Source organism: Pseudomonas sp. LBUM1653, assembly GCF_059716115.1.
Genome location: NZ_CP166803.1, coordinates 5,922,555 through 5,939,166 on the forward strand (window position 1 = coordinate 5,922,555; position 16,612 = coordinate 5,939,166).

Genomic DNA, 16,612 nt, shown 5'->3' on the forward strand with positions numbered 1-16,612 from the left:
GCAATGGATTGCCTACTCATCCGAATTCACATCGCCTGCGCTTCGGCCGGCACTCCGAAAACGGTCGCGCCTATCTCATCACCACAGTCATCCACAAGCGCCAGCCCATCTTTTCTGATTGGCGTTTAGGGCGCTTGGTTGTTGCGGAACTTCGTCGAGCTCATGACTCGGGGCTAGTGAGCTCAATTGCCTGGGTTGTTATGCCTGATCACTTTCATTGGCTGATGCAGTTGCATGACAGCAATCTAGGGAATGTCATCGGCGCTACCAAAGCACGCAGCACCCAAGCAGTGAACAAAACGATTGGTCGGCGTGGCCCACTCTGGCAAACCGGCTATCACGACCGGGCTATCCGCGATGGTGAAGATCTGTTGCCGTTCGCGCGCTATATCGTCGCCAACCCATTACGAGCAGGAATTGTAGAGAAAATCGGCGACTACCCGCTTTGGGATGCCTGTTGGCTGTGATGCCGAACAGGATTTGCTGTGGTGAGGGGATTTATCCCCTCACCACAGATAAATCCCCTCACCACAGATGAAAGTGGATCCATGATGATTGGAGCTCCACAATTTTTTCACCAACGCCAACCACCGACTAAGCTTCAGACAAGTCCGATCAATCTGCGTGAATGGATCAATCGACTATGGGCGCTTTACAGCAAAACGATACGAGTACAACCGTGGTCCAGACTGAACCTGTGGATGAAGCGCCAATACCTGAAAAACCCCCTCGCAGCCGCGTCAAGCACGGCTGGAAAGCGTTCTGGTTGCTGTTGGTGATCATTGCGATTGTCCTGGGCCTGGCGGCGTCCAAGGAGATGCGCACCTCGAGGTTTCAAGCCAGGGAAGTCAGCAAGTTTGCCAAAACCCTGAGCTATGAACTCAAACCCGGTCCCAGCGACGCGATTCACTACCCTGGCGCTGGCCCCTTCGACATGCGCCTGGGTTACAGCTCGCTGGACGAGTTCCTGCCGCGCCTGCTCAAGCGTGATTACGTCATTTCCGCCCAGACCCGGTTTTCCAAGGCTTTGATGGACTACACGGACAAGGGCCTGTTCGTGCCCTATACGGAGAAAATCCAGGCTGGATTGTCAATCACCGATTGCCGCGCAAACCCTGTGTACCAGTACAAGTATCCGCAACAGCTCTATTCCAGCTTTGAGGCGATCCCGCCGGTGGTGGTCAATAGCTTGCTGTTCATCGAAAACCGCTTTTTGCTCGACCCTCGCCAGCCCCTCGCCAACCCGGCTGTGGACTGGCCGCGGTTCGGCATGGCGGCGTATACCCAGGTCGCCAAGATGCTGCACCTGCCCGGTCAATCGGCGGGGGGCAGTACCCTGGCAACGCAACTCGAGAAATATCGGCACTCACCCGATGGGTTGACCGTGTCGGGCGGAGAAAAAATTCGCCAGATGATTTCCGCCACCGTGCGCGCCTACCAGGATGGTCCGCAAACGCTCAAGGCTCGGCAGAACGTGGTGCGCGACTACCTCAATAGCGTGCCGCTGTCGGCGGTGCCGGGCCACGGTGAAGTCCATGGCATGGCTGAGGGCCTGCGCGTGTGGTACGGCGCTGACTTCAACAAGGCCAACGAAACCCTGGCGAGCGACGCCACGGATGCAAAAAGCCTGGCGGAAAAAGGCCTGGCCCTGCGCGAGATGCTGTCCTTGATGATTGCCCAGCGCCGTCCTTCCCATTACTTGACCAAAGGCCACGATGAACTGGCCGACCTCACCGACAGCCACATTCGCCTGCTGGCACAAAATGGCGTGATCGATGCGCCCTTTGCCGCCGCGGCATTGGCCAGCAAAGTGACGTATCGCGACTGGGCTACCCAACCGACCATTCAACCGATCGAAACCAACAAGGGCATCAGCGTGGCGCGCAGCCGCTTGGCCGGGTTGCTCAATCGTCCGCTGTACGATCTCGACCGGCTCGACCTTTCGGCCACCAGCACCCTGCAAGGCGAGCTGCAAACCCAGGCCACCGCCTACCTCAAACGCCTGGCCGACCCGGCCTATGCGGCGGAAATCGGCCTGATGGGCGAACGCTTGCTGACCCCCACCAGCACCACCCAGGTGCGCTACAGCTTCACGCTGTTCGAGCTGACACCGGATGGCTCACGGGTGCGGGTGCAAACCGACAGCACCGATCAACCGTTCGATATCAATGAAGGCAGCAAACTGGAACTGGGCTCCACCGCAAAAATGCGCGTGCTGACCACTTACCTGCAAATCATTGCCGAGTTGCACGACAAATATGCCGAGATGACCATCCCGGAACTGAAGAAAGTCGAGGTGCCGGAGCAGGATCGCCTGAGCCGCTGGGTGGTCGATTACCTGATCCAGAACAAAGACCACAGCCTGCAACCCATGCTCGGCGCCGCGCTGGATCGCAAATACTCCGCCAGCCCCGGCGAAGCGTTTTTCACCGGTGGCGGCCTGCATACGTTCAATAACTTTCGCAAGGAAGACAACGGCCGCAACCCGACCCTGCGCGATGCCCTGCGTGAGTCGATCAACCTGCCGTTCATTCGCCTGATGCGCGACCTGGTGCGCTACACCACGTATTCCGGCACCAACAACAGGGCCGAATTGCTCAAGGACGACCGCGACCCTCGGCGTCAGGAATACCTGGCTTCGTTCGCCGACCGCGAAGGCACTTCGTTCCTGCTCAAGTTCTGGAAAAAATACCGCAACAAGGACACCCAGGCGCGGCTCGAGACCTTCCTCGACAGCATGCGCCCGACACCGATCCGCCTGGCCGCCGTGCACCGTTACCTGTTGCCGCAGGCCAGCCAGCAAAGCTTCAACACCTTTGTGCGTTCGCACCTCACGGGCGAAAAGCTCACCGATAAAGAGAAACTCACCGACGAGCGCCTCGAACGCCTGTACCTCGCCTACGGCCCCGGCACCTACGACTTGCCCGACCAGGGCTTCATCGCCAAGGTCCACCCGCTGGACCTGTGGATGATGGGCTACTTGCTGACCCACCCGGACGCCACGTTCAAAGACATCGTCAAAGCCAGCCAGTTCGAGCGCCAGGAAGTCTACAGCTGGCTGTTCAAAAGCCGCCACAAGGGCGCCCGTGACAATCGGATTCGCACCATCCTGGAAATCGAAGCCTTCCTCGACATTCACCAGCGTTGGCAGAGCGTCGGCTATCCGTTCGATCACCTGGTGCCGTCGCTGGCCACCGCCATCGGCAGCTCCGGCGACCGTCCGGCCGCGCTGGCTGAGCTGATCGGCACCATCCTTAACGACGGTGTGCGCATGCCGACGCTGCGCATCGACAGCCTGCACTTCGCGGCGAATACACCCTATGAAACCAAACTGATCAATGACCCGGATGTCGGCAAACGGGTGATGCCGTCTGAGGTTGCCACGGCCATGCGCGAAGCCTTGTCGCAAGTGGTGGATGCCGGTACGGCCAAGCGGGTTTCCGGCAGTTTCACCACGCCCGATGGCAAGCCGTTGGCCATGGGCGGTAAGACCGGCACCGGCGATAACCGCATCGAAGCCATCGGTTCCGGCGGTCGAATTCTGAGTTCGAAGTCGATCAACCGCACGGCGACCTTCGTGTTCTACATCGGCGACACCCATTTCGGCACCCTGACCGCATTCGTGCCGGGGCGCACGGCCGAAGCCTTCAAGTTTACCTCGGCGTTGCCGGTGCAAGTGCTCAAGGGCATGGCACCGATTCTCACGGCGTATCTGCAACCGGGGAGCGATACGCAGTGCCTGCCGGTCGAGGTGGCACGGCGCTGAAGAAAAATCCGGTGGCCGGGTGGTAAATAGTTGTTTTCGACATGGATAATTCAAAAGGTTTGAGCGTGCTTGCACCGATTCGGCAACGATAAATCAAACTTTTACTTTAAGCCCCAAGCGTTAGGCTGGAACTCCACTTAACGCTTGAGGTTTATTGAAACATGCCGCAAATACATGGACGTACATTTGCTGACACCGGCGAAGACAAAGGTCGCCACTACCAATTCATCAAGAGCCGAATCGACCCCACGTTCAAGGGAGCCTCGCGCCACCGCATTGACGAAATGAGCCTGACCAAAAGCACGCCAGGGCAGTGGACAAAAATCTCCAGGGCTTTTGATCACACGGCGCTGCAACAGGCCAACCTCGAACTCTGGTCAGCACAAAACACCGTCGACCGAACCCTGGAGAAAGTACAAGGCGTCTACGAGTTCGCCGCACCGTTACTCACGGACGCCCTGCTGGAACAGTACAAGGTTGATGTCGATGTAACAAAAACCTACCTGCACCTCTATCTACCGAAAACCCTGCCCTGGTACGCCAGCGATCTGGGTGGCGTGGTCACCCGCACTGTCTCAATGCTGGACGCGGCCCTGCACAACTTTTCGAGCAAGGAAACCTGCGAAGCGGACTCGGATTTCATCAGCCAGCCCGATGCGCGCAGTCACTTCGATATCCTGCCGATCAAACAAAAGATGACCATCGCCCAGTTCCAGACCCTGTGCCGCGAACTGGACATCGGTGCACGCTACAACAAGTACCTGGAAGAACAGTTGAAGCCCAAGGACGGCCTTGCCCAAGGCGTCTTGAAACACAAGCTTATCGAGAGTGACAAGGCCGCGTTCAAGGCCGCCGCGCAAATGGCGGTCCTGACCGGCGACATCGACGCAGACGCCCGAGACCTGATCCTGAGCATGCTCGATGGCCAGCGCAACCTCACCCGCAAAGGCTGGGTGATGGAATTTTGCGAGTTGTCCATTCTCGACAGTCGGCTGACCGGCATCGTGTTGCTCACCGCCAATGCGCAACAACGCGTGCGCACCGTCACTCCGCTCATTGCCTATGTCCCGCAAGACCCGGAGCACCCGCTCAAGGAATACGCTTCGAGCGTCGCCTTCATGGATGAACTGACCCGACAACTGCGCGACAATCCCGTCGTGTCGTCCACCGGCATGACCTACCAGCAATACTTCAGCCGGTTCGTCGATCAGGCCGACCGCGGGCATTTTTTCGGCGGGCTGCAGCAACGTCTGTTCGAAGTGAAATGGCACGAAAAAGCCCCACTGGATCAGGGTCCGAGCTGGCGCGAAATACCTGTCACCGCCCCCAACCTGCATTTCGCAGCGACCCCGATCACCGGCGAACTCTGGCAGTACCGTTTCGAACAAAAACTCAGCAAGATCCTCAACGACGCCAAGTTCATCGCCGTGTCCACCGCCGAGGCCGACTCCAACGCTCGCTGGGCCTGGTGGGAGAACTTCAAGAAAATAGTCTCGGACCTCTTCAACGTCGCCCTGATGGTCTTCACACCTTTCGTTCCTGGGCTGGGTGAGTTGATGCTGGTGTACTCCGTGTACCAGATGACCAGCGACGTCGTCGAAGGCATCCTCGACCTGACCATGGGGCTGCGGATCGAAGCCGGCGAGCACATTGCCGCTGCATTCACGGACTTGCTGTCGCTGGTGGCGTTTGCCGCTGGCGCCGAGATCGGTGACCTTGCGCGCCTGAAATTGTCGCCGCTGATCGAGGGTATGAAACCGGTGACCCTGCCCAATGGCGAACCTCGCCTGTGGAATCCAGACCTCACCCCCTATCGGCGGCCCGAAGTGCAACTGCCGGTCGACTCGCGTCCTGACGCGCTGGGGCTGCATACCCACGAAGGCGAGAAAATCCTGCCTCTGGAGAACGAGCACTACGCCGTGCAAGAGGACGCACAAACCAGCGCCTGGCGAGTCAAGCACCCCGAACGCGACAATGCCTATCAACCCGAGGTGAAACACAACGGTCAGGGCGCCTGGACCCATGAAGCGGAAAACCCGCGCGCCTGGGAACGCCCGACCCTGATGCGGCGCCTCGGCCACTCGGTAGATGCCTTTACCGACGCCGACCTCGAACAGGTACGCATCGCCAGCGGCACCGATGAAGGGGCGTTGCGCCGAATGTACGTCGACAACACCGCCCCGCCCCCCTTGCTGGACGACAGCCTCACTCGCTTGCGCATCCAGCGCCAGACCCGGCAAAACATAGCGAACATTCGCGCAGGCCAGGCGCTCGATCCTGACGCCTACTGGTTTGAACCGCTGGCGACTTACCTGGAGGGCTGGCCGGCGGACAAAGCTCTGAAGATCTACGAAAAATCCGATATGACCGGCCCGTTCCGTCAGTATGGCAATGCCGATGCAACGAACGAGCAGACGCTCTCCATCAGCCTGGCACGGCTCACAAGCGCCGAGTTCGCCCCCGACCTGGCCGAGTTTCTCAGCGAAGAGGAACTGCAGACGGTACTCGGCGGGCCGACCGAGAAAAGTACGCAAGTGCAGGCGATGCGCGATCGCCTCGCGGATGAAGCCACCCGGCTGCACACCGACATCGTCAATCAGCTGTACCAGGGTGCGCAAGCCTCTGACGACACGCAGATAAGCCTGATCCGGCAGAGGTACCCCGAGCTCCCATCACGGGCAGCCAGAACCCTGCTGGACACTGCCGAACCGGGCGAGCGCGCACGCCTGACCCAGGAGCAACGTCTGCCCCTGAGCCTCAAGAGCCGCGCCCGTGAAGCCGCGTTCGAAGCCCGGGCGAATCATGCCTACGAAGGTTTCCACGACGGCGCGCAGTGGTCGGCGCAAACCGAAAGCCTGGTGCTGAACGCCTTGAGGATTCATACCGACACCTTCGCGCAGTTGCGCATCGAGGTTCGCGAGGGCACCACTGACGGCGCTCTGCGCACGAGCGTGGGGAACCAGGACGCCTCGACAGTCCGGCTGCTGGTCAGGAACGAGCAGAACCAGTTCGAAGTCTGGGACGGCGCCAACCGCAGACTGAATGACGCCGCTGATTTTTACGAGGCCACCCTCAATGCCGTGCCGAGCGACAAACGCGCACAGCTTGGGTATCAACCAGGCCAGGGCGAGCGCTTCAGGCAATGGGTCATGGCCAAGACCGACACCCCGCTCGAACGCCGCGCCGCCCTCGCCGCGCCGCCGATTCTCCCCATGGCCAACCACGAAGACATGACGCTATTGCGCGGCCCCACATTCTCCCGCTCCGCTGCCACACTGACCGAGCGAGTCGAAGACCTTTATCCCCATTTCAACGACCGAGAGGTCAGTAACTTTGTGCAGTCCCTGGGTTCGCAAGAGCAGGGGCATCAGACGCTCGACACCCTGGACCGGGAACTGGATGACCTGAACGTACTGTTGAATCGCTGGCGCTACGAACGAGCCGAGACCTGGGGGCCGGATCGAGAAGGTTTCGTGAACGGTGGCGGGTTGCACATTTCTGAACGGCTTATCGAATGCTTCCAACGAAAGCCCACGGTGCTGGGTGAACGCAACACCACCGCCAATGGCCGCTACGTGCTGGACTTGTCCACAGAGATGAATGTTATCGATCTTGAGAACTGGTGGCAGAAGCTGCCGGACCTCAAGCACTATCTGGATCAGATCGACACCCTGAACCTGGACCGCACGACCTTTTCCGCCAGCGCGTCCAGCCTGCTGGAAGACTTCCCTCACCTGCGCCAGCTGAGCGCCAGGAGCTGCGGTTTGACGCAGCTGCCAGAAAGCATCGGCGAGATGCACTTCCTGCGCACCTTGCGCCTGATGAACAATGACCTCACCCTGACGGCTTCGGCCGTCGAGCAACTGCGCAACCTGACTCGCCTGGAAACCCTCAGGCTCGATGACAATCCGCGACTCAGGTTGCTTCCGGATGTCTCACGCATGCCCAAACTCAGGATCCTGGGTTTGAGCACCACGGGTGCAACCCAATGGCCCGAGGGCCTGTTCGGGCCATTCAGCAAGCGTCGCCCCCGGGGTTTCTTCCTGGACTTGCTGAACAACCCGATCAGCGAACTGCCGAACGTGGTTCCCGGTTCCGACGATGCCTTTATCGTGGCCCGCACCCTGATCCACGAAACACCCTTGTCGGAACGCAATCGACTGCTCTACAGGGAGTATCGACGTTCGGTCGGCCTCGCCCCCGAGCAGGTGTACTCGCCGGCGGCGACCAACGCCATGGACCAGTGGCCGATGAACAACGACTCGACCTGGTGGAGTAACCGGGCGCCGGGCCTGGGAACCTTCCGCGAAGAGGCCTGGGACAACCTGATGACCGAGCCGGACTCCGAAGGCTTCTTTTCCCTGATCGACAAGCAGACCCGCTCGGCCGATTACCGCGCCGGTGGCCAGTTGCGCCAGCAGCTCAGTGATCGCGTGTGGCGCATGATCGAAGCCATCGACCTGGACACCGAACTGCGCAAGGACCTGTTCGAAATGGCCAGCTCACCCACCACATGCGCCGATGCGGGAGCCCAGGTGTTCAACCATATGGGCATCAAGGTGCTCGCCACCGAAGCCTATGCCCAGTCGACCTCCAACGCCGTCCTGGAAAGCAAACTGGTGAGCCTGGCCAAAGGCGCCGCGCGCCTGGGGCGGGTGGATGATATAGCCCGTGCGGATTTCGCCAGCCGTGAGGGTAATCCGGATGAGGTGGAAGTCTACCTCGCTTACGAAACCGGCCTGGCCCGGCGCCTCGAGCTCCCCTGGCAGTCGGAGTCGATGATACATCGCGAGATCGCCGGTGTGAGTACGCAGACTCTCGATACCGCCTTCGACACGGTGACCTCGATGGAGGCCGGCGATGGCTTGATTAATGACATGCTCGAGCAGCCGTTCTGGCAGAAGTACCTGCGCGACACCCATCCGGACGAGTTCCTGCGCAATACCCGCCTGCTCGAAGCCAAAAGCGACTTGCTGGATGAGTTGCGCGAAGCTCAACACGTTTGGGCCACCTCCAAAAGTCAGCCAGTGGCGCAACGACAGGCACTGAAACAGCGCCTGCAGGACATCGCCCGGCGCCTGGAGGTAGATGACAGTGTGGTACTCACCGAGGAGGACATGACCGATGAGGTCTACAACCGCCTGTTTCTCGACATGGGCTACGAAGAGAAAGAGCTGAGTAGAAAACTGACCCGCACGGCATTGCAAAGAGACACCGAGCAGTAACTGGTAATCCCTGATGCATCGGGCGATGCATCAGGCCCCCGGCAGCAAGGCATTAAAAATCAGATTGACGCTGCCAAAGTAACTGCCCGGTTTATAGACGCCGTCAGCCGGTGGTATTGGCAGCACTTCCAGTAATACCCGCTTGCCTTGCGCGGCTTCGCTCAGTGAAACCACCTCGGTGTTTTCCCGCTCACTCAGGGATTGGCCGTTGAACAGCACACGTAAACCTATGTCGTCGACATCCTTGCCATTGGACAGGTAAGGCCGACCTTCGAGCCTGGCTTCGATGGAGCCGGCCTCATTCTTCACATCGAAGTATTTGCGCAAACCGCCCAGGGTCGAGGTCACCAGATTCCACGGCAACTGCTGCTCGCGGTGAATCCAGTCGGGGTCGGCGGGAATGACGTAGAACGCCTGGCTCGGAATCGTCACGAACACGTCGAACTGATGCACCTCTCGGGCAGCAAAAGCTGAATGGCATGCCATTGCAGACACCATCAGAACCGTCAGTTTTCTGAACATAGTCATCAACCCTTCACATCGAGCTTCTTGCTGCTCTCGCCTTCAACCAATGTGAAGCGATACTCGCGACCCGCCTGCTTTTCAAACTCGAAACTGCGACCCGCCAGAATGTGATGCTTGGTGGTCGGCATACAGTCCTGCTCGTTCTTGACCGAGCAATCCTTGAACTCATCGATTACCACCACGGTGTTGCCGTTGTTGCGAATGCGATAGGTGGCCTTGTCGTTTTCGATCACGCTGGCGAAACGCGCGTCCTTGGGCCGCACGAAAAATACCGCGCCGTAACCGGCCAGTACCGTGACCCCGGCGGACAGGGTTTTCCTGTATTCCTCACGCTCTTCACCGGAGACCGCGAACTCGTCTTCCTTCTCGGGCACCACCGGGACAAAGCGCACGCGAAAATAACGCTCGCGGTCACGTTCGCCCATGTACAGCAGGCGCGTGCCCTGCATGCCGTTGGCGGGCACGATCAAACGCGCCGGGCTGGCCATCAGGCCATCCCGGGCGGCGCCGTCGGTGCTGGCTTTGAGCGGCACCTCCGTGGATTTCCCATCGGCGTCGTAGAGGATCTCCAGGATGTTGACCTTGACGAAGGCGGTGCTGTCGCCGCCATTGAAGACCCGTTTCAGGTAGGTGCTTTTATCGCCGTCCATGTAGTCGTAAACGGTGCCGATATTGATGCTCGGGCCGGCATGAGTGATTTGGGTCATCAAACAAAAACCAAATAATGCCAACAGGCGTTTCATATTCCAGTACCTCGTTGATTGTATGCAGCAGTGCTGCGAAGACCTGTTTCAAGAACTGGCTAAATTGCCGAATCCCAGATAACCGTCACATTGCCGGAGTATTGCCGGGACGCGCCTGGACGGATCATTTCGGCCACTTCGCCCGAAGGAATTTCGAAGTGCAGCGTTCCCGGTTTACTTTCCACATAAAAACCCGGCTGGAACAATTCGGTACCACTGCCATCACGCAGTAACTGCCGACGATTGACTGATTGCCCGCCAGCGTCGGTCAAGCCATGGGGAAGACTCACACTGACTTTCAGCGGCACCACATGACCGGAAACCGGCTCTCGTAAAGAGCAGGTATTACCATCCTGGGTGTACTCACACTCCATGCGCATCTTGAATTGGGTGGAGGTCGAGATATTGAAGGTTTGATCGCGAAATAACCGTGTTGGTCTTCGACCTTGATTCAGCCAGGCCTGCCAACCACCTTGTGGCTCAAGCTGCACCCGGTTACCGCCCGGCGGTACATCGACTTTAAGAAGGTGTTCTACCCTCAAGCTGAAATTCAATTCGATAGTGTTGTCGTCCGGTACCATGATATCGCCCATATCAATATCTGCGCCGGGCCCCAAGGACACTATCAGGCTGCCGGTGTAAGTCCCGGTCGCCATTTCCAGCGGGTTCGGAGTGCGCAGTTCGTAGGCAAAATCGAAGGCGTAGTATTGAAATTCGGGAATATCGAAGTTGGCGTTTTTCGCGCACAGCCCATCAACAGGGATCAACCAGAAAAACAAAAACTGACTGGGCCAGGGAACAGCCTGGGCCCCCGTTGTTAAACAAGGTCGTGGGGCCGCATCCCAGTTGCCTTGATTGCCTCCGGTCCAGAGCAGACGATGTGCCTTGGGAGTATCGTTGGGAGCTACACCCACCAACTCGGTAACCGGTGTGGTGGTCTTATAGGTACTGGAAATCCCGGATATCCGAAAGCTCAACCTTTCCGATTTCCCGCCCCCGACCGGGACTACCTCCAGATCCCGCCATCCTGACCTGGCCTGTATCATCGCCCCCATGCGCGGGTTGGTATGCTTGGCACTAATAGGCCCTGTCGAGTTAAACAAGATGGGTGTATTGATGCTGAACAAGTTTCTTGATCGACAAAAAGCACTGTATTGACTGTGAGCGCAAATTCCCGTTATCGACGTTGTGTTCTTAAAATAATTAGCGCTGGGGTTGGTGCGATCTGGTTTGAACTCGGCGGTAATGGGCACCGTTACAGCGAAAGCAGGCACTGTGAAAAACAACGCCATGGCGGTAGCCAGGAGTTTCTCGGCCATGCGCTCAGCCAATTCTTTTGGGATAGTCATATCAAATCCAAATATCAAATGTATTGCTCAACCGGTCGTTTCAGCGGCATAAGTCGCTTCCGCCAGAGAGTCCGGCGTGCACCGCAAGTCACCGATCATCAGTACTTCGCTCTCGCGGCTGGCCTGACTTGGGTCGAGGCGGAACTGGCACAGCAACTGATCGCCGTAACGTACTTCCAGGGTCGGTGAGCCGGCCTTCATTTCCATCGAGAAGAACCCGTCCACTTCACTGACCCCACGGCTGGCGTGGTTGATGATGTGATGCCCCTTGAGCGGTTTGCCCTGAGGGTCGATCAAACGGCCGAGCACGGTCAGGGTTTTGCTGATGGTGATCTTGCGGTAATCCACACCGCCCTTGTTCAGGTGATAGCTCGACCGCGCCGGCTGGATGGTCGCTGCGGGTACGTGATTACCTTCGAAATCGAAGCTGATCGAGCTGCTTCTGTAAGCAGTGATCGGCACAAAATTGCGCCCGGGCTTGAGCAGCACGCTGCCGCCGCTCAAGTCGTCGGCACGCAGGGCGATGCCGTCGATGTCCGACTCCACATCGATGATCATGCCGGCACCGTTGCGGTGGTACTGGCTGGTCATGATCATTTTTTTGTCACCGACGGCCACGGTACTGTCCAGATTGAGGCCACCGGTGAGGTCATTGTTGTAAGACGAACGCTGGATGAAACCATCGCCGTGGACCAGGTCCGTTTGCATGGTTGCCATTGCGTTCAAGCCGACGCCGTAGGTGTCGGTGATGGCCGTGGCCGAGACGCTTTGCAGCAGGTGATCCTGCAGGTCTTTGCGGTAGGTGACCGAGGCGTTGTTATCCCGACCGCCGTCTCGGGCAGTGCGAGTGCCAATGCTGCCGGAGATCTGCTCACCCGGGCCGCCCAAGGCAATGTTCACGCTCAAGTCGACGCCACGATTGCGGTCGTCACCCGAACTGAAGCTGCCGGGTCGGTCGAACAATGACAGCCGCCAGTTGGCGTCACTGCCAAACAGTCGGGTGCGCTGGGTCCAGCCCAGATCCACGCCCGTGCCTTCGGTGTTGCCTTCGCTGTGGGAGACCCTGGCATTGACCGAGCTTTTGCTGGTGATTCGATGATTCACCGAGAGCGACGAGTTACTGGTCTGACCGACAAACACATTGCGCTGGCGCACCCGCGTGCCGTCGGGCAGGGTGTCGTAGAGCCGGGTGGTGTCGAGCCAGCTGCGGTTATGGCTGGCGACGATGCTGCCGCTGCCGTAGGAATACAGCCCCTGCACATCCAGGCCAGTGCCGTAGTCTTCAGTCTGGTAGACGTTGGCAAAGAGACTGGCATTGTTGACGATCGCCCAATCGACCGAAGTGCCGTACTGCAACGCATCGCGCACCTGTCGCCCGCTCAACCCCAGAATGACCCGTGGGTGCAGCAGGAAGTTGAACGCCGCGCCCGCGGTCATGTCGCCATCGTCCTGCTCGTCCCAGTTGCTGAGCACTTTGGACTCACGACCGGCAAACAGGTTGTAGCGCCAGCGTTCTTCGTGATTGCGCCAGTTACTCGGCTTGTAGACCAGCTCCTGGGTGCTGGAGGTGATCTGACCGTCCTCGATCAGGCGTACTTCCACTTCATAGATGCCACCCGGTAGCGGGCGGGTATCGAGGGTTTGCAACCCGGCGGGCATCGCCTGGGTATTGATCAACAAACCGTCGCGGTAGATTTCCACCGAGCCCTGGCGATTGGCGGTGACGTAGATCGGATAGACCGCCGGTTTCGGGTTATTGATGGCCAGGCTGTCGGAACTGCCATACATCACGCCCAGCGCAGTGTCGGGGCTGGTGCCAAAAGTACGCGGTTGTCGGGTCAGCCCTTCGGACGAGGGCGTGAACAAACCCAAACGTAGAAAACTACCCTCCAGTTCGCGTTGGGTGTAGAGCTCGTTCACCGAGTGATAAAGCTGGTTATCCAGGCCACCCAGTCGTGACAGTTGAATGTTGACCGCCTGAGTCCAGTTGCCCAGGCTGCTGCTGGCCTCAAGGCCATAGCGCCCACCCAGGTCCTGATTCTGACCGCCGTTGAGGTTCAGCTGGTTGCGCACGATCAAGCCGGTACTGCCGCCTTCGGGCAGGCTGTAGTAACGCTGCTGCTGGTCGTCGCGCTCAGCGTTTTGCGTGAGGATCGACACCAGTGAGTTTTCCAGGCTGTAGTGCACCGCCATCAGTTGCTCCGGGCAGTTGGCCTGGCAGCCGCCCAGCGCTACACCTTGCTTCAAATAGCCCGACCAGGTGTCGCGCTCACCGGGTTTGATCGTACTGTCGCTGACATCAGCGAAGTCAACGAGGGTGAGGCGATCGTCGCGTGATAACACCACCATCGCCTCACCGAGAAATTGTTGGTCAAGCTCCACGCGCACTGCCAAGGGCACATCAAAAAAATGCTCTTCGAACTCGCTGGGCAGACCCTTGGCCTGCGCCAGCAAACTTCGAGGCGTATTAGCGTTATCCGCTGGCGCGGCCAAGGCCGTTGCGCAGAAAAAAAGGGCAAGCGCCGTCGCGATGGAAGTCATCGGGAACATGAACGAAATACTCTGAGGATAAGTGCGTTAAAACCCGATCGACAGGCAGTGACTACCCATCGACCGGTAAGTGTTAACGAATAAGGCCGAGCCTTAAGTCAGGGCTTGTCTTAAATGCGCGGGATGGCATCGAAGATTACGACTGGAGTGGCCGTGAACTGTCCCGTTTGTGTGGCAGTGGGTTTGGCCGCGGCAATCACCAGATCAGCCCGCATACCCCCGTTGGACTCGGTATCGCCAACCACTTCCTGAGAAGCACCGGTCAAGGTGACACCGTTGAAGGTATAGGTCAGATCGATGTTGCTGCTGCCGTTGTACAGGGGTTGCGGCCCGCCTTCCACATAAGCACCGACCGAACCGTTGGTGTGTCGAATATCGTAAGCAGCACGCAGCGGGCTCAGGGTGCCGGCCGCCAGGTTGTAGGCCATCACTTCATCCCTGCCGAATTCAGGATTGACCGGTTGGGCATGGAAGACCTGGGTAGGAATGGTGGCGCTGATGTTGATGGACGTGCGCGCTTCTTCCGCAGCGAACGCCATCGAAGAGCTGAGGGCCAGGATGGTCATCGGGACGGCGATTGCAAACTTCTTGAACATGGTCGAGTACCTGTTTTTTTTCAAAGGATTGGTCTGTGGAAAGTTTCAATGGTACGTGCCAACACGCTGAATGATGGCATTTCGCTTCAACTTTCGACGGGAAGAATGATCGACCAAATTCCTAAGAAAGTAAGTACGAAACCTCTACAAAACATGTAGTAAAAGAGACCCACACACCTGTAGAAAAAGTAAGTAATTCAGCAAACTACGACATTTATCCATCAGCTGTATCCTACACACAGTTTTATCTGAAAAAGCATACAGACAAAAACACAAACAACTTCTGTAAGAACCATACTACTTATCCAACAACCAACTTCCAACAACAAGTATCAGCCTGATAATTAGTTTAATTACTCTAAAAAAGCCAGCTCTCCCTTTACCTATCGGACCGGTGGGAAGCTGACATCCCGACCGTCGGTCAATAAAGCTTGCATACGCCATAAGATATATCTTACGTTGTATCTAGACACGACAGGAGAAGGAAAAAATGAGAGACCATCATTCCCCGCACCGCGAACACGGCGACGGTCGCGACGGCTTCGAAAAACGCCCAGGCCGCGAACGTGGCGGTCGCGGACCACGGGTATTCGCCCCCGGTGACCTGAAATTGCTGCTGCTGGCGCTGATCGCCGAACAGCCCTGCCACGGCTACGACCTGATCCGCCAGATCGAAGGCATGTTCGACGGCGCCTACAGCCCCAGCCCCGGCGTGATCTACCCCACCCTGACCTTTCTGGAAGAAAGCGAAATGATCCAGGGTGATGCCGAAGGCGGGAAGAAACGCTACAGCGTGACCGACGCCGGCCGCCTGTCCCTGAGCGAACAAGCCATTGCCCTGGAAGGCGTGCGGGTACGCATCGATGTCAGCAAACGCTCGCTGCGCGGTCATGATCGCCCGCCGGAAATCCACGAGGCGGTGCATAACCTGCGCCATGCCTTGCAACTGCACCACGGCCGCTGGAGTCCGGAAGAAATCCAGCGCGTCGCCACCCTGCTCAACAACACCGCCAAAGCCGTTGTCGACGGCCCTGCCGTTCAATCTGCCCAGGAGCCAGCTGAATGACTGACGTTATTGCGCCTTCCCAAACCATTCACCGCGTCATGCATGAAATAAAACGTCGTCGCCTAGAGGTGCTGCGAGTGGTCGACCTGACCCCGCGCATGCGCCGCATTACCCTGGGTGGCCCGGAGCTGGCCGGCTTCATCAGTCTCGGCACAGACGACCACGTCAAACTGCTGTTCCCGCAGAACGCGGCGGAACAGGCGGCGCTGGAAACCCTGGTGCTCGGCGCCGGCAAAGACAACGGCCCGATGCCGGCCATGCGCGACTACACCCCGCGCCGCTACGACCTGGAAACCCTGGAGCTGGATATCGATTTCGTGCTGCACGGCGACGGCCCTGCCTCGACCTGGGCCGAACAAGCCCAACCCGGGCAGTTCCTGCACATCGGCGGGCCTCGGGGATCGATGATCGTGCCGGATATCTTCGACAGCTACCTGCTGATCGGCGACGAGACCGCCCTGCCCGCCATCGCCCGACGCCTCGAGGGCTTGGCCGCCAATCGCAAGGCGCTGGTGGTGATCGAGGTCGAAAACGGCGCCGAACAACAGGTGCTGGAAAGCGCCGCGCAGGTCAACGTGATCTGGGTGTTACGAGAGGGCGGCAAGGCCAACCTGTTGACCACCGTTAAACAACTGCAGGTGCCCAAGGGCAATCTGTACGCATGGGTGGCCACGGAGAGCAAAGTATCGCGACAGATTCGCCGGGTCTTGCTCGACGAACATGGCTTGAACGAGCAGTTGGTCAAAGCCGTTGGCTACTGGCGGCTGGACGATAGCGACGAGGAATAAACGC

Annotated in this window: 10 protein-coding genes; 5 read left to right on the forward strand and 5 right to left on the reverse strand. The window is 58.7% G+C overall.

Annotated features, from left to right (window positions below; genetic code table 11):
* Positions 1–8 precede the first annotated feature (8 nt).
* From ACA054_RS26680 to ACA054_RS26690, 3 genes are all read left to right on the forward strand, one after another.
* Positions 9–467, forward strand: a complete 459-nt coding sequence (locus tag ACA054_RS26680; RefSeq protein ID WP_497686899.1) for an REP-associated tyrosine transposase — start codon at positions 9–11, stop codon at positions 465–467.
* Positions 468–643: 176 nt separating this feature from the next.
* Positions 644–3,766: a transglycosylase domain-containing protein gene (locus tag ACA054_RS26685; RefSeq protein ID WP_497686900.1), complete on the forward strand. Its 3,123-nt coding sequence runs from the start codon at positions 644–646 to the stop codon at positions 3,764–3,766.
* A gap of 161 nt (positions 3,767–3,927) precedes the next feature.
* Positions 3,928–8,991: an NEL-type E3 ubiquitin ligase domain-containing protein gene (locus ACA054_RS26690; RefSeq protein ID WP_497686901.1), complete on the forward strand. Its 5,064-nt coding sequence runs from the start codon at positions 3,928–3,930 to the stop codon at positions 8,989–8,991.
* Positions 8,992–9,021: 30 nt separating this feature from the next.
* Here ACA054_RS26690 and ACA054_RS26695 read toward each other — a convergent pair whose 3' ends face one another.
* The 5 genes from ACA054_RS26695 to ACA054_RS26715 form a co-directional block, all read right to left on the reverse strand.
* Complete coding sequence (locus ACA054_RS26695) at positions 9,022–9,513, reverse strand: CS1 type fimbrial major subunit (RefSeq protein WP_497690377.1); 492 nt, start codon at positions 9,511–9,513, stop codon at positions 9,022–9,024.
* A gap of 5 nt (positions 9,514–9,518) precedes the next feature.
* Entirely contained in the window at positions 9,519–10,259 is a 741-nt protein-coding gene (locus tag ACA054_RS26700; protein ID WP_497686902.1) for a molecular chaperone, read from the reverse strand.
* A gap of 59 nt (positions 10,260–10,318) precedes the next feature.
* A complete protein-coding gene (locus ACA054_RS26705) occupies positions 10,319–11,608 on the reverse strand; it encodes a hypothetical protein (RefSeq protein WP_497686903.1) in 1,290 nt (429 codons plus the stop codon).
* A gap of 27 nt (positions 11,609–11,635) precedes the next feature.
* Positions 11,636–14,158: a TcfC E-set like domain-containing protein gene (locus ACA054_RS26710; RefSeq protein ID WP_497686904.1), complete on the reverse strand. Its 2,523-nt coding sequence runs from the start codon at positions 14,156–14,158 to the stop codon at positions 11,636–11,638.
* 110 nt (positions 14,159–14,268) lie between these two features.
* Positions 14,269–14,754, reverse strand: coding sequence for a CS1 type fimbrial major subunit (locus tag ACA054_RS26715; RefSeq protein WP_497686905.1), 486 nt, complete (start codon positions 14,752–14,754; stop codon positions 14,269–14,271).
* A 490-nt stretch (positions 14,755–15,244) separates the two neighbouring features.
* On the opposite strand from ACA054_RS26715, the gene ACA054_RS26720 reads away from it, so the two are divergent.
* Entirely contained in the window at positions 15,245–15,820 is a 576-nt protein-coding gene (locus ACA054_RS26720) for a PadR family transcriptional regulator (protein ID WP_497686906.1), read from the forward strand.
* Complete coding sequence (locus ACA054_RS26725; RefSeq protein WP_497686907.1) at positions 15,817–16,608, forward strand: siderophore-interacting protein; 792 nt, start codon at positions 15,817–15,819, stop codon at positions 16,606–16,608. Before ACA054_RS26720 ends, ACA054_RS26725 begins: the two co-directional genes overlap by 4 nt.
* Positions 16,609–16,612: the final 4 nt, after the last annotated feature.

Coding starts and splice junctions, on each gene's coding strand:
- ACA054_RS26685 (WP_497686900.1), top strand. CDS start 644: ATGGGCGCTTTACAGCAAAACGATACGAGTACAACCGTGGTCCAGACT.
- ACA054_RS26690 (WP_497686901.1), top strand. CDS start 3,928: ATGCCGCAAATACATGGACGTACATTTGCTGACACCGGCGAAGACAAA.
- ACA054_RS26695 (WP_497690377.1), bottom strand. CDS start 9,513: ATGTTCAGAAAACTGACGGTTCTGATGGTGTCTGCAATGGCATGCCAT.
- ACA054_RS26700 (WP_497686902.1), bottom strand. CDS start 10,259: ATGAAACGCCTGTTGGCATTATTTGGTTTTTGTTTGATGACCCAAATC.
- ACA054_RS26705 (WP_497686903.1), bottom strand. CDS start 11,608: ATGACTATCCCAAAAGAATTGGCTGAGCGCATGGCCGAGAAACTCCTG.
- ACA054_RS26710 (WP_497686904.1), bottom strand. CDS start 14,158: ATGTTCCCGATGACTTCCATCGCGACGGCGCTTGCCCTTTTTTTCTGC.
- ACA054_RS26715 (WP_497686905.1), bottom strand. CDS start 14,754: ATGTTCAAGAAGTTTGCAATCGCCGTCCCGATGACCATCCTGGCCCTC.
- ACA054_RS26720 (WP_497686906.1), top strand. CDS start 15,245: ATGAGAGACCATCATTCCCCGCACCGCGAACACGGCGACGGTCGCGAC.
- ACA054_RS26725 (WP_497686907.1), top strand. CDS start 15,817: ATGACTGACGTTATTGCGCCTTCCCAAACCATTCACCGCGTCATGCAT.